The organism is Bacillus velezensis, assembly GCF_001461825.1.
Classification (GTDB): domain Bacteria; phylum Bacillota; class Bacilli; order Bacillales; family Bacillaceae; genus Bacillus; species Bacillus velezensis.
This window is the reverse complement of record NZ_LLZC01000003.1, coordinates 26,382-47,752: the sequence shown is the minus strand read 5'-3', so window position 1 is coordinate 47,752 and position 21,371 is coordinate 26,382. Positions and strand designations below refer to the sequence as shown.

Annotated in this window: 31 protein-coding genes, 1 tRNA gene and 1 pseudogene; 31 read left to right on the top strand and 2 right to left on the bottom strand. The window is 40.1% G+C overall.

Features of this window, described 5'->3' with window-relative positions; genetic code table 11:
* Positions 1–19: 19 nt before the first annotated feature.
* Positions 20–92 (top strand) — tRNA-Arg (locus AR442_RS01430).
* A 127-nt stretch (positions 93–219) separates the two neighbouring features.
* Here the strand turns inward: AR442_RS01430 and AR442_RS01425 are convergent.
* Entirely contained in the window at positions 220–1,353 is a 1,134-nt protein-coding gene (locus AR442_RS01425) for a tyrosine-type recombinase/integrase (protein WP_053285516.1), read from the bottom strand.
* 242 nt (positions 1,354–1,595) lie between these two features.
* Between AR442_RS01425 and AR442_RS01420 the strand changes: the two genes are divergently transcribed.
* A complete protein-coding gene (locus AR442_RS01420; protein WP_046559670.1) occupies positions 1,596–2,696 on the top strand; it encodes an AimR family lysis-lysogeny pheromone receptor in 1,101 nt (366 codons plus the stop codon).
* A gap of 431 nt (positions 2,697–3,127) precedes the next feature.
* Here AR442_RS01420 and AR442_RS01415 read toward each other — a convergent pair whose 3' ends face one another.
* Positions 3,128–3,526 (bottom strand): helix-turn-helix domain-containing protein, encoded by a 399-nt coding sequence (locus AR442_RS01415; protein WP_014305167.1) that lies wholly within the window; start codon positions 3,524–3,526, stop codon positions 3,128–3,130.
* A 164-nt stretch (positions 3,527–3,690) separates the two neighbouring features.
* Here AR442_RS01415 and AR442_RS01410 point away from each other — a divergent pair, with 164 nt between their 5' ends.
* From AR442_RS01410 to AR442_RS01295, 29 genes and pseudogenes are all read left to right on the top strand, one after another.
* Complete coding sequence (locus AR442_RS01410; protein ID WP_032858779.1) at positions 3,691–3,897, top strand: helix-turn-helix domain-containing protein; 207 nt, start codon at positions 3,691–3,693, stop codon at positions 3,895–3,897.
* Between the two features lie 63 nt (positions 3,898–3,960).
* A complete protein-coding gene (locus AR442_RS01405; RefSeq protein WP_017417255.1) occupies positions 3,961–4,284 on the top strand; it encodes a DUF771 domain-containing protein in 324 nt (107 codons plus the stop codon).
* Positions 4,285–4,301: 17 nt separating this feature from the next.
* On the top strand, positions 4,302–4,532 hold the full coding sequence (locus AR442_RS20525; protein WP_053285517.1) for a hypothetical protein: 231 nt from the start codon (positions 4,302–4,304) through the stop codon (positions 4,530–4,532).
* Positions 4,525–5,391, top strand: coding sequence for a hypothetical protein (locus AR442_RS01395; protein ID WP_053285518.1), 867 nt, complete (start codon positions 4,525–4,527; stop codon positions 5,389–5,391). The genes AR442_RS20525 and AR442_RS01395 overlap by 8 nt, the downstream gene beginning before the upstream one ends.
* Positions 5,375–6,205, top strand: coding sequence for a P-loop NTPase family protein (locus AR442_RS01390; protein WP_053285519.1), 831 nt, complete (start codon positions 5,375–5,377; stop codon positions 6,203–6,205). The genes AR442_RS01395 and AR442_RS01390 overlap by 17 nt, the downstream gene beginning before the upstream one ends.
* A gap of 13 nt (positions 6,206–6,218) precedes the next feature.
* Positions 6,219–6,377, top strand: a complete 159-nt coding sequence (locus AR442_RS20520; RefSeq protein ID WP_160315671.1) for a type VI secretion system contractile sheath protein TssC — start codon at positions 6,219–6,221, stop codon at positions 6,375–6,377.
* The gene (locus AR442_RS20580) at positions 6,364–6,522 is read left to right on the top strand and encodes a DUF6906 family protein (protein WP_024085440.1); all 159 of its coding nucleotides are present in this window, start codon (positions 6,364–6,366) and stop codon (positions 6,520–6,522) included. The genes AR442_RS20520 and AR442_RS20580 overlap by 14 nt, the downstream gene beginning before the upstream one ends.
* Positions 6,519–7,067 (top strand): hypothetical protein, encoded by a 549-nt coding sequence (locus AR442_RS01385; RefSeq protein ID WP_053285520.1) that lies wholly within the window; start codon positions 6,519–6,521, stop codon positions 7,065–7,067. Before AR442_RS20580 ends, AR442_RS01385 begins: the two co-directional genes overlap by 4 nt.
* Positions 7,068–7,175: 108 nt before the next feature.
* A complete protein-coding gene (locus AR442_RS20410; RefSeq protein WP_015387918.1) occupies positions 7,176–7,316 on the top strand; it encodes a BH0509 family protein in 141 nt (46 codons plus the stop codon).
* 12 nt (positions 7,317–7,328) lie between these two features.
* Positions 7,329–7,484, top strand: coding sequence for a hypothetical protein (locus AR442_RS20575; RefSeq protein WP_162838278.1), 156 nt, complete (start codon positions 7,329–7,331; stop codon positions 7,482–7,484).
* A 79-nt stretch (positions 7,485–7,563) separates the two neighbouring features.
* Positions 7,564–7,767 (top strand): XtrA/YqaO family protein, encoded by a 204-nt coding sequence (locus tag AR442_RS01380; RefSeq protein ID WP_024085436.1) that lies wholly within the window; start codon positions 7,564–7,566, stop codon positions 7,765–7,767.
* 140 nt (positions 7,768–7,907) lie between these two features.
* A pseudogene (locus tag AR442_RS19695) lies at positions 7,908–8,150 on the top strand (hypothetical protein); the annotation flags it as partial.
* Between the two features lie 281 nt (positions 8,151–8,431).
* Entirely contained in the window at positions 8,432–8,806 is a 375-nt protein-coding gene (locus tag AR442_RS19690) for a YopX family protein (protein ID WP_044053314.1), read from the top strand.
* Positions 8,803–9,060, top strand: a complete 258-nt coding sequence (locus tag AR442_RS01365; protein ID WP_043867112.1) for a hypothetical protein — start codon at positions 8,803–8,805, stop codon at positions 9,058–9,060. The genes AR442_RS19690 and AR442_RS01365 overlap by 4 nt, the downstream gene beginning before the upstream one ends.
* Positions 9,061–9,064: 4 nt before the next feature.
* Positions 9,065–9,889: a DNA adenine methylase gene (locus tag AR442_RS01360; protein WP_053285522.1), complete on the top strand. Its 825-nt coding sequence runs from the start codon at positions 9,065–9,067 to the stop codon at positions 9,887–9,889.
* Positions 9,890–10,095: 206 nt separating this feature from the next.
* Positions 10,096–10,461, top strand: a complete 366-nt coding sequence (locus AR442_RS01355; protein ID WP_053285523.1) for a hypothetical protein — start codon at positions 10,096–10,098, stop codon at positions 10,459–10,461.
* The gene (locus tag AR442_RS01350) at positions 10,458–10,892 is read left to right on the top strand and encodes a hypothetical protein (protein WP_053285524.1); all 435 of its coding nucleotides are present in this window, start codon (positions 10,458–10,460) and stop codon (positions 10,890–10,892) included. The genes AR442_RS01355 and AR442_RS01350 overlap by 4 nt, the downstream gene beginning before the upstream one ends.
* Before the next feature lie 105 nt (positions 10,893–10,997).
* The gene (locus AR442_RS20570) at positions 10,998–11,174 is read left to right on the top strand and encodes a hypothetical protein (RefSeq protein WP_162838279.1); all 177 of its coding nucleotides are present in this window, start codon (positions 10,998–11,000) and stop codon (positions 11,172–11,174) included.
* A gap of 54 nt (positions 11,175–11,228) precedes the next feature.
* On the top strand, positions 11,229–11,681 hold the full coding sequence (locus AR442_RS01345; RefSeq protein WP_053285548.1) for an ArpU family phage packaging/lysis transcriptional regulator: 453 nt from the start codon (positions 11,229–11,231) through the stop codon (positions 11,679–11,681).
* Positions 11,678–12,220 carry a tyrosine-type recombinase/integrase gene (locus tag AR442_RS01340; protein ID WP_038458303.1) on the top strand — a complete coding sequence of 181 codons (543 nt, stop codon included), beginning with the start codon at positions 11,678–11,680 and terminating at the stop codon, positions 12,218–12,220. The genes AR442_RS01345 and AR442_RS01340 overlap by 4 nt, the downstream gene beginning before the upstream one ends.
* Positions 12,221–12,450: 230 nt before the next feature.
* Positions 12,451–12,918 (top strand): hypothetical protein, encoded by a 468-nt coding sequence (locus tag AR442_RS01335; protein WP_053285525.1) that lies wholly within the window; start codon positions 12,451–12,453, stop codon positions 12,916–12,918.
* 297 nt (positions 12,919–13,215) lie between these two features.
* Positions 13,216–14,550, top strand: coding sequence for an AAA family ATPase (locus AR442_RS01330; RefSeq protein WP_044053308.1), 1,335 nt, complete (start codon positions 13,216–13,218; stop codon positions 14,548–14,550).
* Positions 14,550–15,080: a hypothetical protein gene (locus tag AR442_RS01325; protein ID WP_053285526.1), complete on the top strand. Its 531-nt coding sequence runs from the start codon at positions 14,550–14,552 to the stop codon at positions 15,078–15,080. Before AR442_RS01330 ends, AR442_RS01325 begins: the two co-directional genes overlap by 1 nt.
* 81 nt (positions 15,081–15,161) lie before the next feature.
* The gene (locus tag AR442_RS01320; RefSeq protein ID WP_053285549.1) at positions 15,162–15,527 is read left to right on the top strand and encodes an HNH endonuclease; all 366 of its coding nucleotides are present in this window, start codon (positions 15,162–15,164) and stop codon (positions 15,525–15,527) included.
* Positions 15,528–15,756: 229 nt separating this feature from the next.
* The gene (locus AR442_RS01315; protein ID WP_014418488.1) at positions 15,757–16,272 is read left to right on the top strand and encodes a phage terminase small subunit P27 family; all 516 of its coding nucleotides are present in this window, start codon (positions 15,757–15,759) and stop codon (positions 16,270–16,272) included.
* The gene (locus AR442_RS01310) at positions 16,269–17,975 is read left to right on the top strand and encodes a terminase large subunit (RefSeq protein ID WP_044802486.1); all 1,707 of its coding nucleotides are present in this window, start codon (positions 16,269–16,271) and stop codon (positions 17,973–17,975) included. Before AR442_RS01315 ends, AR442_RS01310 begins: the two co-directional genes overlap by 4 nt.
* 188 nt (positions 17,976–18,163) lie before the next feature.
* Positions 18,164–19,444, top strand: a complete 1,281-nt coding sequence (locus AR442_RS01305) for a phage portal protein (RefSeq protein ID WP_053285527.1) — start codon at positions 18,164–18,166, stop codon at positions 19,442–19,444.
* Positions 19,407–20,036 (top strand): HK97 family phage prohead protease, encoded by a 630-nt coding sequence (locus tag AR442_RS01300; RefSeq protein ID WP_053285528.1) that lies wholly within the window; start codon positions 19,407–19,409, stop codon positions 20,034–20,036. Before AR442_RS01305 ends, AR442_RS01300 begins: the two co-directional genes overlap by 38 nt.
* Before the next feature lie 38 nt (positions 20,037–20,074).
* A complete protein-coding gene (locus tag AR442_RS01295; RefSeq protein ID WP_053285529.1) occupies positions 20,075–21,367 on the top strand; it encodes a phage major capsid protein in 1,293 nt (430 codons plus the stop codon).
* Positions 21,368–21,371 lie beyond the last annotated feature (4 nt).

The following is a 21,371-nucleotide window of genomic DNA, read 5'->3' as shown; positions in this document are numbered from 1 at the left end:
GTTACTATAATAGAAGCAGGCTCTAGTAGCACAGCGGATAGTGCAGCAGTTTCCTAAACTGCAGGTCGGGAGTTCGAATCTCTCCTAGAGCGTTTTTTGTATAAGATAGGCGCGGATTAATAATGTCGGTAAAACAGAAAAACCCTTGTCACACAAGGGTTTTCGTCGTTTTTGCAAGCTTTTTATTTTTGTGAGAATCCGCTGAAAAACGATGCGATTTTATTTTTTTTTGCACATTTTTTGCACATTTCCGGATGTTTTCACGTCAGGCATTTTTTCAAATAAATCAAGGGTGTTTTGGTTATCCTCTTCACGTAGTTCTTTAATTACGTGTGAATAATAATTATGCGTGGTATCTATCTTAGCATGCCCTAAACGCTCTGAGACATAATAAATTGAAATCCTCTTGTAGAGTAACACGCTGGCATGTGTATGTCTTAACCCGTGTATCGAAATTGGTTCTATTTTCAAGTCCGTCAATGTCTTTTTCAATATTTTGTTGACAAATTCATTAGTGATGACTTTTCTAGAACTGCGAGGACTATAAAATACAAGATTATGTATGTTATCAGGCATTTCGGATAACAACTTTTTGAATAAATCCATTGTATTAGAATCCATTTTAATGGTCCTATTTGAAGACGCATTTTTTGTCGTAGCAAAACCCGTTCCTTTTTTATAATCCCAGGTTTTGTTGATTGTAATCTCATTTAATTCAAAGTTGAAATCCTCGAGTGTTAATCCCAACATTTCAGAAAATCGCATTCCTGAAGTGAGGGCCAGTATTAATAAATAATACCCGATAGACTGATCCTTGCGCACATATAATTCATTTAAAAGCTTTTGACTTTCAACATAATTCAAGTGTTTTTCTTCCGGGCGTTTTGATTCCACGCTTCCAATCAATTTTGCTTTTCTGGTAAAATCAAACGGAATAATCCCTTCTTCAATTGCCTCTTGCACACAAGCTCTAATGTGCGTATTTATTTTTCTAACAGTTTCTTTTGCGTGTTCAGATCCAAACTTATTTAAAAACTCTTGATATTCTCGTTTAGTGATGTCATTGATATATCTTCCTGCAAAATTCTCTGAAATTTCTCTAAGTGTAATATAGTAACCTTCACGAGTGATGGCACCAATATCAGCTCTATAAACATTTACCCAACTTTTAAAGTATTCATCAAAGAGGACTTTTTTTGTGCCCGGCGTTTTATATTTCCTCAATTTTTCTTCAACCTCTGCGGCAGCAACTTGAGCTTCCTTCTTAGTTTTAAATCCGCCTTTCCTGATGGGCTTGGGTTTAGCGCTAACGCAATACTGCCACGTTTTACCGCGTTTTAGGAAACTAGCCATTTCATTCACTCCTATAGGGGGAACTTTAATTCTCCAATAATAGGATAGCACTATCTTAATTTATTTAAAAGATTGTTCCAAATAAGGCTTTTCGCTTAGTTAACCATTGTAAAATAAGGTATAATAAGTATTGAAAGGAATAAATTATAACGTAAAAAATCAAAAAATTCTAAATCTTATCGCCATCGTTCGACAAAATTTTCTTTGTGATTATGTTAAATTTGAGGTGAAAAGGTGATCATATGGAAACAGTAGCAGCTAGAGATATAAGGATCCATCTAAAAGAATTAATAAAATCCTCTGATGAAAAGCAGAATGTTATAGCTGCTAAAATCGGGATTAGCGAAGGCTATTTAAGTAAGTTTCTTAGCGGAAAAGAAATTAATTTTTGGATGGTTCGAGAGATCATAAGGTATGTTGATCCAGAAAATGAAACTGCATTGATGGAACAGCACTGCTTAACTGGAGTGAAAAAGAAAAATTATGCTTCCGCTTTGGAATATTGCTACACTAAGCAATTATATTCTGTTATAGAGGCATTGATAAGCGCCCAGATTGAAAGGGATGGCAAATACGATCTATGGTCTAATATTTATAGATTTATTCTTAATTCAAGATTCTCTTTTGGGAATATTGAGTATACCGAAGGATTAAAGAAGTTTAGTCCTTCTTGTGACGAAATGAGAACGTTGTTGAGTATACTAGAAATGTATGGGTACTTTTATAATGGCAGGTATGAGATCACTCTATACCATATTCGATCCATTCGAAGTCTTATTAAAAATTTATCAGATCCATTTTTGAAAATCGCATTTACTGCTCGTATAGAAGAAGTCTTAGTGAATATATATTTAAAACAAAACAACGACGTTAATAAGGCGAGAGAGGCGGCCTTCTCTCTCCTTGAAAAAGACCTCAGTATCAATTTGAATATGACAGCTTTGTACATATTGGCATTGTCTTATATGAATGAATCATATTGCCATTCTTATAGGTACTATTTGAGGTGTTTGAACTTACTTGCAAATTTCCCTGATCGCAGTGAGGAAATGGTCCAGAATAAAGAGGAAATAGCCATATTACAATATTATTGGAACAAAGAAATTTCAAAGGAGTTTCAAGTGACTGAATTCGCAAAGGCTTTAGGAAGATCCGAGCCATTAAACTCTTTCTATTCGGATTCCTTTTATAAAAAATATGCTCTTCTTTTTGATGGGAAAAGAGAAGAAAACGCTGAAAAATTATTGCTATCCCTTTATTATTTTTCTCAACAGCAAGATCAATTTAGAGCAACTCTTCCTAAAATTGACTTGATAAAATTAGGATTTAATTTTAATATTTAGAAGTGGGAGGTGTTGCAGATGAGAAAAATGTCATTGATCTTAGTTTTAGCGTTCGGTATACTGACTACTGCTTTTGTGGGTGTTTCGTTAAACCATTCTGAAGCAGGCGGAAGTTTTCAAACGACTGAGATAAGAGTAGGCATGTAGTATATCTGACTCCCGAAAAGTACATAAAAAAACAAAAAGACGCTGCCATGACTGGCAACGTCTTTCGTACTTTTCGGGGATATTTCCTGTTTTCCAGAAAAACGAAAATAGGAAATTCCTGAAAAAGTATTTATTTTAAAATTGTTATTAAATATAATAGGAACAAACGTTCTATTTTGGGAGGGGAAACACATCATGCATATTACATTCGAGAACATCATCGGGAATCTAAAAAAGGAAATTGAAAAGGAGAAAAATGTGGACACAAAAAAACTTAAAGTTGGTTAATTTAAATCTTTCAAATGTCGTTCTTTTAATTCCCTTAATTCCTTTAAATAATTTATAACCATTTGCAATTCTTCTTCTGTTATCTTACTTCCGTTATCGTGGACAATGTTTAGCTTCTTGAGATCATCTATTGTTATACTCTTCTGTGAAAGAAGCTGCTTCTCTGGTTCTGAATACTTTTCTAGGCTCTCTTCATCAAAAAACAAGTATGATTTGTGGACGCCTAAATAGTCAGCGATTTTTTCTATTACTTGTATTGATGGCTGTTGTAAATTTCTTTCTATTCTTGAAAGGTAGCTGTGTGTAATTCCCACAGCTTCGGCAACTTCATCTAATGTTTTTTTCTTTTCCTTACGAATACGCCGAATCGCTTCTCCCATTTTCATATTTCCCATAATAACACCTGCTCTTTTGAAAAATTAACCTTATTCCTCATAGGTAATTATACCATATCGTGTACCTCACGAGAAAATTCTTTTAAAAAGCACTTGTGTAAAAAAAATCGCTATGTTAAGATCAAATTGTTCCTTTCAGGTACAAAAAGGATGTGTTAAAACAAATGTTCGATCTGAAAGAGTTTGGACGTCTGCTCCAAAAAATCCGAAAAAAGCGGAAAATGTCTCAAATCGAATTCGCTCAATTCTTAGGGTACACAGCTTCATACATCTCAAGAGTTGAGAGAGGGAAAGCGAATCTTTCTATGCAGGCGATTGAAAAGGTCACGAAGAAACTTAATATTAAGATCCGATTTTTTTTTGAACAATAATGGTACTGACAGGAACAAAATAAAAGTGAGTAAAATTTTTAAAAGACATGAGAGGAGAAACTTATGGAACAACTTCTTGATGTTAGCCTGTCAATTCCGATCCCTGCTGACAAAATTCTCATCAGCAAGGTGGAACTCCAGGAACTAAGAGAACAATCGTTATCCGGGGTCTATTGGAACATGAAAGACCTTGAGAAAAAGACAGCACGTAAAAGCGAGTGGATCAAAGAAAACATTTTATACCCAAGTCGGTTCCGCAAAGTTTTAGATTCGGTAAACGGGGGTTTTGTATTTTACCCGCAAGCTAAAGGGCAAAACTGGAGCTTTCAAGCTTCTAAAATGGCTGCCTTTTTAGATAAACACTTTGCTGAGATTTTCAACAAATAACTGAAAGGAGAATACATGTGTTTTTAGAAAGCCACGTCTGGCTGCATAATCAAATTCACGTAATTATAAGCGAGTCTGTTAATACTCACGAAAAGGCAATTGCCGAACTAAAAGCTCAAGGCGGCACCTGCCTGTCTGATCAATGTCAGCAAAACACCCTCGGCTCTGTAATTGTCAACGGTAAGCGGTCTGTATGGTCTTTGACGAAGGCAGAGACCGCAACGCAAGGAGGGAGAAACAATGGCTAAATATCGCCACGTAAGAACCGAATTTTGGCAAGATCCGAAAGTGCTTGAGGAAATGACACCAGAGGATAGGTACTTTTATCTGTATCTATTGACGAATCCATTCACCTCACAAATAGGCATTTACTCGATCACCAAGAAGCAAATGGCTTTTGATATTGGACACTCTATTGAGTCCATAAACAGCCTTATGGATCGGTTTCAGCATCATCATCATTTGGTCGAATACAATCCGGGTACCCGAGAAATTGCCATTTTAAAATGGGGGCGTTACAACCTCAATAAAGCCGGGAAGCCTATGCTGGATTGCATAGAAAAAGAGTTGCGAGAGGTAAAGGATCGTTCACTAATCGAATTGGTTTATCCGCATATACCGAACGAGTCTATCAGGGAACTGTTTTCACGATACGTTGACGATACGTGTCACGATACGTCGACGTCAAGGGGACAAAAAGAAAAAGAAAAAGAAAAAGAAAAAGAAAAGAATATATATGTCCCCAAATTGAAATTTGAGGACGTCCACATGAATTTGGCAAAGCTCTTATTTTCTCTTATTCAGCGGAACAACCCAAAAGCGAAGGTCCCTAACCTTGAAAAATGGGCTAATCGTTTTCGCTTGATGATGGAGAACAGAGAGCAGCCGCGAACATACGAAGAAATTAAAGACATGATCATATGGACGCAAAACCATGACTTTTGGTTTGCGAATATCTTATCAGCTGATAAGCTCAATCAAAAATTTGATGACCTTACTATGCAAATGAAACGCGAACGGGGGAATGGACCACATGGAGGACTTCACAAAGGAGCAAGCAGCAGCAGTAGAGGGCGAAATATCTCGCAGGATGATATTCCATACTGACAAGCACGGCAACCCCATTTACTGTGACAAACACACTCGGATAATAGGCGGAGAAGAAAAACCGTATCCAGTTCAGCTCATGAAACTTTGGAACGGCTCTGTAAAGTGTCCTATGTGCGAAAGGGAGCAGCGCAATAAGGAGATTGAACAAGAAGCTGAGGTTTGGCGCCGTCAGGTAGAGAGAAGGGTTCTTTCTACACACTCACTCATTGCCGATCCAACTCTGGAAAAGGCAACGTTTGAAACATATCACTGTTACAACCAGGAGGATGAACAGAACAAACGCCGGATGCTTGAACTGGTTGATCAGATCAAAGCGGGCGTAATCATGAACATATTTATAACCGGTGTGTCCAATGCCGGCAAAAGTCATCTGGCAATATCAGGGCTTAAAGAACTGAACAAAAAGAGTCAAGAAGCATATGCAAAATCAGCCCTTTTTGTTAATAGTGACGCACTTATGCGGCGCATAAAAAATTCTTTCAACGATGATTCTGAAAAACTTACGGAGTCCAAGGCGATCGAACTGCTTACACGAGTCGATTATCTCGTCATCGACGACTTGGGGAGCGAAGTGGGCGACACAGATAACGAGAAAAGGACAGCACCTGATTTCATTCAGAGGGTCTGGTATGGGATCTCTACTGGTAGGCAAGGCAAGGTGACGATTGTAACAACAAACCTTACCGGATTGGCTTTAGCAAAGCTTTATGACAAAAAGACCGTTAACCGCCTTACAGCTCATCTTGAAAAAATCGAGTTTAAAGAGGCGCAACAAGGCAAAGGCCGCAAGACACCGGCATCGCTGGTTTAAGGAGGTGAAAACGTTGATACAGGCAATCATGCCCGGCGTGCTGCAAATCGTCCCTGAACGCAAATTAACGGATGACCAGCGCAAAAAAGAATTAGACGAGCTTATCAAGGTTCTTGAACAAAAAATAGCAGACTATCAAAACTTAGGGGGAATGCAGTGTGAAACGTGGTAAATGTCCGACGCGTGCGCAAAAAGCAATCATTAAGGCAAACGGCCTGACCATTGAGAACTGGCTTGTCTTAGAGCACTTACAGCACGAGCACCGTCTCATACTGGTTCACCGCTATATGAATTACAAAAGGGAGTGTTTAGCATGAGTCAGGCGGTCAATGCCGAACGGTTTGAACTGGCTTTAGAAAATATGAATTATGAGTGGTCAATGGTCCAGCTAAAAAAGGTCGTTCAATACTGGCATGATGGGAAATCAATTCTTGATATGTCGGAATTATTAAACAGGGATTCGAATGAAATCATTTTGCTGGTCATGGACTTTGCAAGAAAAAATATTCTGCCCGCCCGCAAGAACGGTTTACGCGCTAACAAAAGAATAAGAATATCTGAGAAAACAATGAAAGATAAAATGTATCGACTGCGCTATTTGTTTGAAGAAAGCCCGGTGTATATCCCATTTCAGGAGCTAAACTTCATGTTTTATGACAGCGAAATTAGGCGTTTCCGGGAGCTATGGGCGGCAAATGAGTCATATCTCAACATAGCAAAAGAGCTGAAACGGAATGAAGATGAAACGTTATTCCTTGTCATTGACCAAGCAAAAAGAGACCTCATAGAGCCTCGGGAATCCGGCTTGCTCGGAAAGGAAGCGTCAGAAGATGAGCGCAACAAACAAAAGCTTCCGTTTTGAAAAAGCAACCGTCCATCAACTTATGGTCATCGTGCGTTATGAAGACTGTGCCCCGGAGGTACGGAACGCAGCTTTACAAATGCTGATTATGAAGGGAGTGGCAGACGTTTGGGACAGGCAGAACGAAAGCATTTAATGGAATGGCTTTTGCTTATCGGCTCTTATGGCAGAGATTTTTTAAACCGCCAGACAGATGAAGAGCTTGAGCGCTTATATAATCTTCAAATCAAAGGCATGAACAAAGAATAGGAGGACAGCACCATGACAGAAAACAAAAACTTGCGTCGGCACGGAGAAGTTACAACACGGGTAATGAGCGAAGAGGAACGCGTTGAGTATATAAAAAAACACCCAATCATTCCGACGGAAAAACCAAAGGTTGGCATACAGCTATTCCCGTCAAACTGTTGGATGTAAGGACGGCCGCTAAAGCAAACGCCACCGTATGGTAAATAAAACCTAGACACTTTTATTATACCATACGGAGGCTTTGAACATGCAGCCAAAACATATATCACTCAATCAAAATACAAGTGTTTCTCAATTTATTGAGCCGGGGAAGGTGTCTGTCATCGTGTTAGACGGCAACCAAAACGCCGCGTATGTTGTTGAGGCACCTGAACACGGTAAAACAATCATTCAAACAGTAAAAGGCGGCTTGGCTCGTTGTGATTACGAGATCGGCCACAAATTCAATTAGCAGGGGTTTTCCCCTGCGGGGGAGGAACGGAAAATGTATCAAAATGAAATTGCCCGCAAGTGTGAACGCTGCGGAAAAATATATTATTCAGCTCAATGGGTTGTATGCAAAACATGTCTTTTAGACCGGGAGGCCCGGGCATGAAAGAATTCAAAATCAACTTGTCAAAAGGTGAGGTTTTATATACCGGCTCTTACATTTGCGCCCTTTCAAAAACGCCAGCCAGTACACCTGAGCAAATTTCTTTAGAAGCAGCAGCCGAAAAGCTCGCGGAAGAGTTAATCATGCAACAGGCTATGAATCGGGAGCACCAGCGCCAACAGGAAGTCACGGTCATTCAGTTTCGGCAGGCTCAGGAAGAGATCAGTAGGCTACGAGGGGAATTAAAACAAGCTCATGAGAAATCCAGCAACCATCTTGATGAATGGCGGAGAGCCGAAACCCAGACCGCGAAAATATCGGATGAACTAATGAATATGAAAGTCTTACTGCGAATGGAACAGGGGAAGGTTCGGCAACAGAAGACTAAAAACGAGCAGATGAAAGAAGCGTTGACTTTTTATGCGATGGAGACGAATTACACAAAAGAATTCGAGGACTGTCCACCAGCTGTCGAACTCGACGGAGGGCAAACGGCCAGAAAAGCATTGGAGGGGGCTGCGGAATGAATAACATCAAAATCCGATATGTATTCCGACATAAGGAAACAGGCAATGTCGAATTGAAAACGTACTATATCAGTCAGCTTGAAGAACGCCCGGCGCGCAAACTGTCTCCCGTCTTTTGTGAAGAGTTTGGTTACGAGTTGATCAGCCGCGATTTATGGACGGGCAAAAAGCTTATGGAAAAAGAAATATATGCTGGAGATATTATCTGTTATAAATCACACGGCCGGGTGTTTAATCTAGTCGTTAAATGGTCAGAAGATGATTCCGGATTTTATGCGGGTGGAATACGTTGGGATTTTGTTCAAATGTATGGTGAGTTAATCGGCAACGTACATCAGAATCCCGAAATGTTAGGCGGTGCTGCAAAATGATGCCATTACAAGTAGAACTCCAGCGGAACGTGAAGGCCACGAAGGACGAAGCAATGACCGTCGAGCAGGCAGCCGAGCTTTTAAAGGTCCACCCGGACTACATCCCCACGCTGGTCGCGCGGTCTGACGACCTGAAAATGATTGGCGATCATACCATTATCGCTAAACGGGATAAAACAAATATCTGGCTGGTCGGGGCTTGCGTGGGGCTTTTCTTCTTCGCTGTCGCTGTCCTGCCGGGATTGATGGGGTGACGGGATGGGATTTCCGCGGATTTTACACTATCCGGGCAGTAAATGGTCAATGACAGACTGGATCATCAGCCATATGCCCGAGCATAAAACATACGTTGAACCATTCTTTGGATCCGGAGCATTGTTTTTTAATAAACAGCCCTCGACCATCGAAACAATCAATGATCTGGATAGCAGCGTGGTCAATCTATTCAAAGTCATTCGGGATCATCCGGAAGAGCTTGCGGGATTAATTGAATGGACGCCGTTATCCAGAGAGGAATATTACGCCTCCTATGATTCTGAATCAGGCGATGAAATAGAGGACGCCCGACGTTTTCTCATTCGTTGCTGGCAGGCCATAGGAGCGAAAACAAGTGACCGGACAGGATGGCGGAGCTTGATCAGTAGTAACGGGCCTGACACAGCAAAAGAGTGGGGTAAACTGCCTGCAAAGCTATTGTTAGTAGCCAAGCGACTGAAAGAGGCTCAGATTGAACATCAGCCGGCAGTCCAGCTGCTTGAAAGGTATAAGCGAAAAGAGGTTCTTGTTTACGCGGACCCGCCTTACATCATCGAAACGCGGACAAAGCGGCATTACAAACACGAAATGACAATTGATGATCATGTTGAGTTGCTTGAGACTTTGGACAAGCACCCTGGTCCTGTCCTTCTCTCAGGGTATGCACATCCAATATACGATGAACGACTCAGGCATTGGAAAAGAGAAATACGAGAAGTATCAGCGGAAGCCGGGGCCAAACGCCAAGAAGTGCTATGGATCAACCTTGTTGCTGCTGAACAAAGTTATTTTCAACAATCTTTATTCAACTTGGAGGCGCAGTCATGAAAAGCATCGTGATGGTTAGTAAGAAAAGCAAAACCCGCTTGAGTGGCGGGCTTTGAGATTGAACTTTTTATTAAAGGATACTTTGTTTTGAGAATTTCTAAGGTTGAAGCAAACGACAGTTTTTATCTTTGAAAAAAACAATGTTATCTGGTGAAAATACAAGATTTGACTTGGATGTATCATCAGCGGCAGCAGGAGGGGTATTGATGAACCACACTGACAACCTGATCATTTCAGCCGTCATCAGCAAACTAAACGCACAACAGGAAAAGGCGCTTGCCAAGTACGGCCAGCCCGTCCAAGTTAACGCCTATGAAATACGCGGCTGGTTGCAACATGCACTCGAGGAAACTCTTGACCAGGCAGTCTATCTGGAAGCGGCTATCCAAACGCTGGACGACAATCAAAATATCAAAGAAGTCATCAAAGGATTCAATGAAATGGAAGCAGGTAGGGAAGACATCAAGAGACTATATCGTCCCTGTCATTACGACGGTTGGGACCATGCAATGTCACATTTTAAACAGATTCTCAAATCAGCTCAATTATTGAAGGGGGAAGAACAATCATGAAAAAAATATTCAAATCAATCATTCTATCGGCAGTATTACTTACGGGAGCCGCGGCCGTTGCGCCGTCTGCTTCCGCCGCATGGTCCGGCTGGCAAAATGAATCCGGGTACAGCGGCCGGGTGTTTACAGATGCCGCGAATTACACGGCCGGTGCCTCAACGGTGGACTGGAAAGCCGAAAAAAAAGGATCAAGCACACTTTATTACACGGCCGGCGTATACAAGAAGCGCAGCGGCGGCGGGCTTACTGATACGAATTTGGTACAGCGGGGCAGCTTCAAAACGGCAACGCCTCTGAAATCATTCAACGTGAAAGCGATCCGGAATAAGACCGGGAAAGGAAACTATGTCATTCAGCTGGACTGCTACTCTGATTCCGGCAAGCGGAACTATATCGGAACATTTGAATCAGCAAAATTTTACGTGAAGTAATCAAAAATCAATATGTCCAAGACGGAGAGCCTGCGGACACTGATCATTGCACAGAATCACTGTGCTCTGATTGGTGTCCGTTTTTTATTTGAACGGAGGGACGGCATGAAAGCAAAGAAAAACGCCACGCTGAGCATTGGTTTTAAAGAAAAACAGCCATCGTCACGCAAAAGTATCGAAAAAACGCCACAGAAGCTTACTGAGAGAGATTTAAAGAACCTAATGGGAATAGACAGGCCAATATACAAAAGAGGCCGTGGGGGAGCTTTTAGACAGCAATAATAATGGGAGGGAAATGCTATGGATAAAAAAGATAAAAACAACAATGAAAATAAAATGGACCAGTTGAGATTGAACATACCTCAGATTGACGAAGAAGCAACGAGAATGAAAGCAGAAAAGCTGCTCGAACAATATCGCATGTACTTGTTACAAGTGCCGGAAGATTTTTTGCCGAAAGTGACCGCAACATACAGCCTTGTTCCGCCCAGCTTTTCGAATGAATTTCATTCCTCCACAGAAGAAGCAGCATTAAAACGCATGGATTGGGAGATTGAAAGGGATCGGTTTTTAAAGAGAATGCAAAGAGCGGTTAACCGGCTTTCTCAAAAGGAGCGGCAAATACTTGTCATGCTCTACATGCAGAATGAAGAAATGTATGATTATGAAGTCTATGGAGAAATGAGACTCAGCCAGCGTAGCTACTACCGGACGAAAGCAAAAGCATTTTACCGGCTGGCCTTTGCTCTTCGGGCGGAAGTCTATAAGGACGGGGGGGCGCCGGAATGAATTTTGTTCAGCCGATAAGGGACCCGGAATGCATTTTCTATATCAAACGGTTTTTAAAAGAACAGAGCGAGCGGAATTACATGCTATTTGTTACCGGGATAAACTCAGGGCTTCGCATATCAGATATACTGGAACTGAGAGTAAGGGACGCCAAACGGCCGTATTTCAACCTTATAGAGAAGAAAACCAAAAAGAAAAAGAGAATTGAAATGACGCCGGAACTTCAAAGAGAATTAAAGGCATATATTGAGGGGAAAGAAGATCACGAATATCTTTTCAAAAGCCGCGAAGGGATCAACAAGCCCATCTCCCGGTCGATGGCTTATAAGATTCTGAGGGCTGCTGCTGAGTATGTCAATTTGGATGATATAGGCACGCACACGCTGAGGAAAACATTCGGATACCATTTTTACAAGCAAACAAAAGACGTTGCCATGCTGCAGGAAATTTTTAATCACTCAGATCAGCGGACAACCCTTCGATACATTGGAATCAATCAGGATGCCATGAACAACGCTATGAAGAAATTCAAGATATAAGCAGGCTCATCTCATAAACCGGATGAGTCTTTTTTTCTGCATATTTTTATTGATTCCCCTCAAAAAGCAAACGTGGAATTCATTTTAGGGATATTGCTTGAAAACAAGGGTGGAAAGGGCTGACGGCACTTCGGGCAGTTGCACAGTATATAACATATGGGTAATTCGTGGATAATGTGGATAAATGGAAAAATATGCGCTATTATGTCATTAGAAAGGGGCGGATTAATATGTCACTAGATATTGATAAAATATTAGAAGAATTAGAGGAAGATAATAAGGAAATCCAGAAAAATATAAACACACTTTCTTCTCTGCGAGAAAAACAAGTAGAAGCTGTTGAAAATCTTTTAAAAGAGTATGACAAAATAATGTTGTGGTATGTAAATAACCAAATCAGCTTTACTCATCCAAGATTAAAAGGAAGAGGATTTATGAATACAGGCGGCCCTATAGTAGGTTACGATGAGCATGAAGAACGGCTGTTTATTTATAATTATCACCTTAAAAGATTTGAAACGGTAAACATTCGCAAAAGATCAGACGCTAAAACTAAGAATATGCGTATTCTAATTGACCAAGGTTACTTCGAAGATATTGTTGCGGGTATAAAGCACACACTAGTTCACCAAAAAGAAGTTTTAACATCACAATATAAAATGATAGATACCTTAGAAGCCCAATTAAACAATTGTTAATTTTGGCACACTTATGGCAGAATAACGGCACACCATTTTGTTTTAGATAAGGTATTATGGTAATAGGTAATAAACAGGCAGGCGCTTTCCCAAGCGGGAGGGCGCCTTTTTATGTTCTCTGTAAACAGCGTCCGGTAAATCTCAGGATAGACAATCGGCGGTTAACGGCTTGAGTGTTGGAAGAATACATCAACAGACCTTTAAGACATAAAAATCGTTCGACAAATTTCGCAAACACTTCCATTTTTATGATTAATTATAGATAATTAGATCCACAGAGTAAGGGAGGTCTTTTATATGTCACTTAAAAAGCCTAAAATGCGTAATACATTAACTAACATTTCTATAAGAGGATATAAATCAATCAATGAGGAACAGGAAATTGAATTAAAGCCTTTAACAATTCTAGCAGGTACAAATAGTTCGGGAAAATCGAGTTTTATACAGCCTATATTATTATTAAAACAAACAATCGAAGAGAGTTATGATCCGGGCGCTTTATTATTAAATGGACCTTTAGCAAAGTTTACAAATTTTGAGCAGCTATTACATAAATCAAAAAAAAATGAAGCTGATAGCTTTGAAGTTGGTTTTAAAGTTGATAATAAACACACATGTAAATTTACATATGCTAAAAAAAATGACGAATTAATTGTAAAAAATGCAACTTATTTTATTACAAACCATAAAAATGATAAGCCGGAATATGAACATGTGAGAATCGACCATGATATGAGCACAGAAGAAATGAGAAAACAAATACCTAATAGAATAAACAAACTGCTTAATGAGTTGGTAGAAGGTGAGAAAGAAAAACCTAAAATACGCTTACATAGAAATAGATGCTTTTTAAGATTAGAACTGATTTTTGATTTAGAGGAAGATTTAGAACGAGGTGTATCTTTTCCGGGTGCTCGTCCAGAAGCAGTGATCAAAAATCTTATTCACTTACCTGGGTTAAGAGGTAATCCTGAAAGAACTTATCCAGTTACAAGTGTAAATCGTGAAAATCGTGTTGTTAATCTACCAGGTAAATTTGAGAGATACGTAGCAAGTATATTGCATAGATGGAAAAATGAAAACGATGAAAAAGCTAAAGAAGTAGAGGGATATTTGAGTTTATTAGATCTAACTAATAAAATTGGCACAAAAAAAATAAACGATACTCAGATTGAGATAAACGTCAGTACAAACGTCGATCAAGGAGAAGATAATTTTGTGAATATTGCTGATGTCGGTTTAGGAGTATCACAAACATTACCGGTTCTTGTTGCGCTAGTATATGCAAAGCCAGGACAGATTGTTTATATTGAACAACCTGAAATACATTTACACCCTAGAGGTCAATATATTTTCTCACAGATAATCCAAAAGGCGGTGTCTAGAGGAGTAAGAGTTGTTATTGAAACTCATAGTTCGTTGATAATTAAGGGAATACAAACAGAGGTAGCAAATAAAAAAATAAACCATAAGCATGTCAGCTTAAATTGGTTTAAAAGAAATAGTTTAGGAGAAACAGAAGTTAAAAGTACAGAGTTAGATGCTGAAGGTACATTTGGTGATTGGCCTTTAGACTTTGCTGAAGTTGAAATAGAAGCAGAAATGAATTTCATTCAGGCTGGTGACTTTTAATGGAAGAATGTTTTATCATAGATGCTTGTGTAATAACTTCTGCTTCCCCAAAAACTCCAGTTTCTAAACGTGTAGCAACTTTTTTAGAAATGTTTTTAGAAACGAAAAATAAAATTGGTATGACAAAAACTTTAAAAGAAGAATGGTTAAGGCACCCATCGCCATATACCGCTAAGGTTTATGGGTTACTAAAAAATCAAAGAAGAATTATTAAAATTTCAGATCATGAAACAGTTGAGGATCTTCGTATAAAGATACAAAACATTAAAGATAAACAACGTGTTGAGGCGATTTTAAAAGATATACATCTATTAGAAGCTGCGATTGTAACAGATAAATTCATTATTTCTCTCGATAATAAGGCTCGAAATAACTTTAATCATTTTTATGATTGTATTTCAGGTATACCAGATGTTTGTTGGGTAAATCCTTCTGTAGAAACCGAATTTGCATTAGAGTGGCTCCTATGTAAAGAAAAGTATGAACCAACTAGATTTATTATTAACTTTAAAAATGGTGTTTACGCTTAAATAAGTATAGTCAAAAACTCTCCAAGTTGTTTACGAGGAGAGTTTTTTTTATTATCCTAGCAAAAGATGAAAGGTGGAATTATGCCTCCTAAGCCTTTAAAAATATGTGCTGTCCCTAAGTGTCCTAGCCTTACCCGTAACCGATACTGCGATACACATAAGACACAGCAACAAGAAGAAATAAAACATTACAACAAACATTCAAGAGACAAAACAATAACAAGTTTTTATAAATCAACTGAATGGAAACGAACAAGACAATTTGCTTTGATACGAGACAATTATCTCTGTCAGCATTGTTTGAAAGATCATTGCTTCACTCCGGCTGACATGGTGCACCATATTGTGGAAGTAAAGGAAGATTGGTCGAAACGATTGGACATAAAGAACCTTGAAAGCTTGTGTAACGCCTGTCACAACAAGGCTCACGGTAGTAAGGGCAAGTGACTCTCCCCCCCCTAACAAATCTCTGGAAGGGAAACGAACGGAGAACGGCGATCCCCCTTCTGCAAACAAACACCGCTTTTCAAAGTTCCGGAAACAACAGAAAGCCCCCTCGGCAAATTTGCCGAGAGGGCTTGGTGCGACTGGTTTTGTTGTTGATTTCATCGTATCACGATTGGCGAAAAAAACAAGCGAAAAATGCAACTTTTTTGACATGAAATGAGGTGAGTATATGCCGAGGCCTGCAAAATCAGCGACGCTTCAATTGATACAAGGCAACCCAAATAAAAAGAATACGGAAGAGCTGGCCGCCCGGGCAGAGCACGAGAAAAAGCTGAAAATGCGATCCGATAATATAAAACCGCCAACGTGGTTGGATAAAGTCGGAAAAAAAGAATTCAAACGAGTTGCTGCTTTACTGGCTGAGGTCGAGATCATCACGGAAGCGGACATCAGCATGTTGGCCGCCTACTGCAACGCCTACTCTCAGTATATTTCTATATCAAAAGTGATTGAAGAAGACGGGATTATGGTCCATACAGAAGGCGAGGATGAAGAGGGCAATCCTATCAAGTTAATAGGGGAAGAACATCCTTTATTAAAGCGGCAAAAAAACTATTATGATCAGATGAAATCGGCCGCTAATGACTTCGGCCTGACTCCATCTGCCCGGGCAAAGCTTGCTATCACTCGTACACAGGAAGAACGAGAGAAAACAGCTGCAGAAAAGGAGTTTAAAAATGTATGAAGACAATCAAACAGTTTCTACTTGATTACTCGCGCGATGTGATATCGGGTGAGATTGTGGCATGCGAAAAACACATATGGGCTTGCCAGCGTTTTTTAGAAGATATTAAAAAAGAGGCGACCGAAAATTTCCCTTATTACTTTGATGACGAAAAAGCGCGCCGGTTCCTATACTGGATGACTCAGTTCAAGCATACAAAAGGTCCTCTTGCTGGGGAAAACATCGTACCAGAACCAATCCAGATTTTTATTTTCGGCAATGTATATGGCTGGATTCATAAGGACACTGGCTACCGTAGGTTCACAAAAGTCTATTGGCAAGTCGGCCGTAAGAATGCAAAAACACAGAGCTTGGCTTGCGTTGCTTCATATGAGGCTATGGCCAACGGTGAAAATATGTCAGAGGTTTACATTGGTGCTACAAAAACAGAGCAGGCTCAGATTTGTTGGAAAGAAATAAAAGCTCAAATTGAAGGCTGTGACCTTCTTAACAATCCTAAGAAATATAATATTGCCTATAGCACTATCCAACATCCAAAAACAAATTCAACTATTAAAGCATTGTCTAAGGATGCTGGGAAAACAGGGGATGGTTTTAACCCCCAATGTGGAATTATTGATGAATATCATGCCCATAAAACTTCAGAGATTTATGACATTCTTGACTCAGGTATGGGCGCCAGAACACAGCCTTTAATGGTAATCATCACAACAGCTGGACATGAGTTAAACAATCCTGCTTATAGGGTTGAATATGATTATGTATCGCGTCTTCTGGACCCAAACAAAGTAGAGACAAATGAACAGTATTTTGTCATGGTGAATGAATTAGACAAAGATGATGACATAAAAGATGAGAGAAATTGGATAAAAGCCAATCCGATATTAGCCTCCCATGAAGTTGGGAAAAAATATTTACGAGAACGCCTTGAGATGGCACTTGCTATTCCTGAAAAAATGCGTGATTACCTCACAAAAAATATGGATGTATGGGTAAACATGCGGGATGGTGGCTACATGGATATGCAGGCATGGACAGACTGCGGATCTGATCAACTTCCAGACTTGAAAAACCGAGAGTGCTATGTCGGTATTGACTTATCAAAAACAATCGACTTAACCGCAGCATCTTTTGTTTTTCCTTTGGATGATGGGCGGGTTGCTGTGGAAAGCCACAGTTTTATGCCGGAAGATACTTTTTTTGAGCGAATGAAAACCGACAACGTCCCGTATGACACATGGAAAGATAGGGGATGGCTTACGACAACTGACGGGGCTGTTGTTGATTATGATTACATCAGGGCTTACATCAAAAAGATGGAGCAGGAAAACGGCTGGCGTATCAAAGAAATTGGATATGATCCATACAATGCGACGCAGTTTGCTCAGCAGATGGAGGCGGACGGATATGTAATGATTGAAATTCGTCAGGGGGTTGCTACTCTATCGGAACCGACTAAAGGCTTCAGAGCTAAGGTGAAATCAAAAAAAGTCATTCATCCGAAAAATTCACTGCTAACTTGGGCGATGGGGAACGCAGTAACCAAAGTAGATGCTCAAGAGAATATCATGCTGGATAAATCCAAATCAACACAACGGATTGATCCTGTAGCCGCATTGATTAATGCTTATGTACGAGCTTCTCAAACTGATAATGAAGTAGACCTGAACTCATATATCAAATCAGCGTCATTCTCTTTCTAAGGGCGGTGTAATCGTGAAAAAAATATTCGCATTCATGCTGCTTCTGTTAAACGATTTTCTTTTTATCACAGGTGCAGCATTTATAGCGTGCGCCGCATATCGCTTGCATACAAACATCGGTCTTTTGACGACGGGTGTCTTTTTTATATTTTATGCGGTGTTAATTAGCCAAAAAAGGGGGTGATTGATTGTTTTTGGAAGGGCTGTTTTCAAAAAGATCAAATGAATCAGAGACTTGGAATCTTGCGAACCCTCCTGACTGGATCATTGATATGTTCGGCGGCTCAAAGACGGCCAGCGGTGAACGTGTGAGCGAATCAACCGCCTTAATTCATCCTGATGTCTATTCCTGTGTGAATGTATTGTCTGATGACATTGCGAAGCTTGCCATCCATACATTCAAAAAGAAGCAAGGAAATATTATAAGCCGTATGGATCATCCTGTTGCCCAATTGCTTTATCTCAAACCGAATCAATACATGACGGCTTTTACTTGGAAAAAGCTAATGATGATCCACGTCTGTCTTTGGGGAAATGCTTACTCTTATATCAAAGTAGATAAAACGGGTAAAATCATAGCCTTATTACCGTTAAATCCGGCTAATACACAACCCTATGTAAACCCGAACAACGGCCTGCTGTGGTATGAAACTGTCATTAATTCCAAAAGTGTTGAATTGTACGCAGATGAGGTCTTGCATTTCAAGGGTATGACAGAAGACGGAATTAACGGCAAAAGCCCGATAGGTGTCATACGGGAACATATCGGAGCGCAGTCTGCTGCAACCAAATTCAATGCGAAATTGTATAAAAATGATGCTACTCCCCGAGGAATATTGAAAGTCCCGACATTAATTGATGAAGATGCAAAAAATCGGGCTAGAGATGAATGGGAAAAAGTCAATGCGGGCCGCAACATCGCAATTATTGATGCCGGTCTTTCATATGAATCAATTTCAATGCCTTTACAAGAAGCGCAATTTGTGGAGTCGATGAAATTCAACAAAGCACAAATTGCGTCTATCTATAAAGTCCCTCCGCACAAAATTAATGAACTGGATCGTGCTACTTTCAACAATATTGAGCACCAGTCCATTGAGTATGTGAAAAATACGCTGCATCCTTGGCTGGAATCCTTTGAACAGGAAATCATCACAAAGCTTTTTACTGATGATGAAATAAGTGAAGGATTTTACATCAAATTCAATGTAAACAGCGAGCTGCGCGGTGATGCAAAATCAAGGGCGGAGTATTACGAAATTATGGAGCGGATCGGCTCCTTAAATATCAATGAAATTCGTGCACTGGAAGAGAAAAATGCGATTGAACACGGTGATAGGCACCTTGTGTCGCTTAACTATACCTTCCTTGATTCATTGGAGCAGTATCAAATGAACAAAGCTGGCTCAAGTAAAGGAGGTGATGGCAAACATGAGCAAGGAAATACGGCACCTGACGACAAAGATTGAGATGAGGGCTGCCGATGATGAAGGAAAAGAGAAAAGGGATTATGTAGAGGGATATGCCTTGAAGTTCGAAAAGTGGTCAGAGCGCTTGGGAGGATGGTTTAAAGAAATCATCAGCCGAAACGCTTTAGATTCTACAGATTTTTCTAATGTTGTGGCGCTTTTTAACCACCGTCAGGATTATCCGTTAGCGAGAAATACGGTTTCTGGTGAAACTGGGAGGCTTGAACTGGAAATAGATGCTATCGGTCTGAAATTTCGTTTTATCCCCACAGAAACGACGTACGCAAAGGATTTAATGGAGAATATCAGAAGCGGAGTCATCAATCAATGCTCCTTTGTTTTCTCTTTGGATTACAGTCAAGGAGATCCGGACGAATGGCGTCATAATGATGAAGAGGACATTTATGAACGCCGCATCAATAATATCGAACGTATCTTTGACATTTCTCTCGTAACGACGCCCGCTTATAGCGATACGGAGGCAGTGATTGGTGAACGCAGTTTAGAAAAAGTGGAGCAGTTAAAAGAAATGAGGACTGCTCCAATTGAAAAATTGAAAATGGAACTTGAACTTTTAGACCTCACATTGTAGGTCTATTTTTTATGTTCAAATATAAGGAGGATACCTGAATGCCAGTAGCAATGACAAAAAAGGAACGTGAATTAAGACAAAAATTCACACAGAAAAAACAAGAAGCATCCAACCTTTTGGATGAAGGGAAATCCGAAGAAGCCCGCAGCATGCTTGATGAAGCGAAGGCGCTGCAAAGACAAATCGAACTGATGTCAGAAGAACGCGGCTTGGAACTGCCGGCTTTGGGTGAAGAGCGAAACTTTGTACCGGAACTTGAACGAAAACCTGATGAGGAACCGGAACAGCGCGACATCTTAACAGCCACAAATGAGTACCGGGATGCTTGGTTTAAAGTGTTAACCGGACGCAGCCATGACCTTGGCGAAGAAGAAAGAAGCATGATGCAGCGTGTTCTAAAAGAAAATCGCTCTTTGTCTGCTGGAAGTGATAAAGACGGCGGATATACTGTTCCGGACGATATTTCAAAAGAGATTTTGAAATCCATCAAGGAATTAAATTCCGTTCGGAATCTGGTTCGCGTTGTGCCTAAGACTGCTCCATCAGGGAGTTATACAGTCCGAAAAGGTGTAGCCGGAAAACTCTATAATACAGCCGAGAAAGAACAAATTAAAGAACTAAAAAACATGGAATTCGAACAAATCTGGTACAACGTTAAAAAGTTCGCCGGATTTTTGCCTGTTTCTAGCGAGCTATTAAATGATTCTTTTGTAAACTTTGTTCGCGAGATCGTAGACTGGCTCTCTGAATCCGCTGTAGTAACAGAAAATGATGAAGTCTTTTATGGAAAAGGTGGGGAGACGAATGTTGAAGGCATCATTACCAGCGGCAAATACAAAACGCTTAAAGCGCCATCTGTAATTACGATTAAATTTCTACGCAAGGTTAAAAACCAGATTAAACGCGGATATCGTAAAAATGCAAAGTGGGTTATGAATACTGAAGCGTTTGAAACTCTGGCAAATATTGAAGATAAAAACGGCAGAGGCATCTTAGCTCAAGATCCTAGGGACGAAGACAGCTTCCTTTTGTTCGGACGTCCGGTTGAGGTTTATGACGAAATTGTAACTGACGACAAAACACAAAAGACTCATATTCTTTTCGGTGATTTTGAAAGTGCATATTTCATGTTTGACCGTGAAAAATTCGAAATCAAATCTACAGATGTAGGCGGAGACGCTTTTCTTACGGATCAGACATATTTCCGTGGTATTGAACGATTTGACGGAAAAGTGGTAGATCCGGAAGCGGCCGTCATTGTCACTGACCTTGTTGTTGGGGAAGACGCAAAGGTAGAAACGCCTGAACAGTCTGCTGATCTTGGAAAGTAAAAAT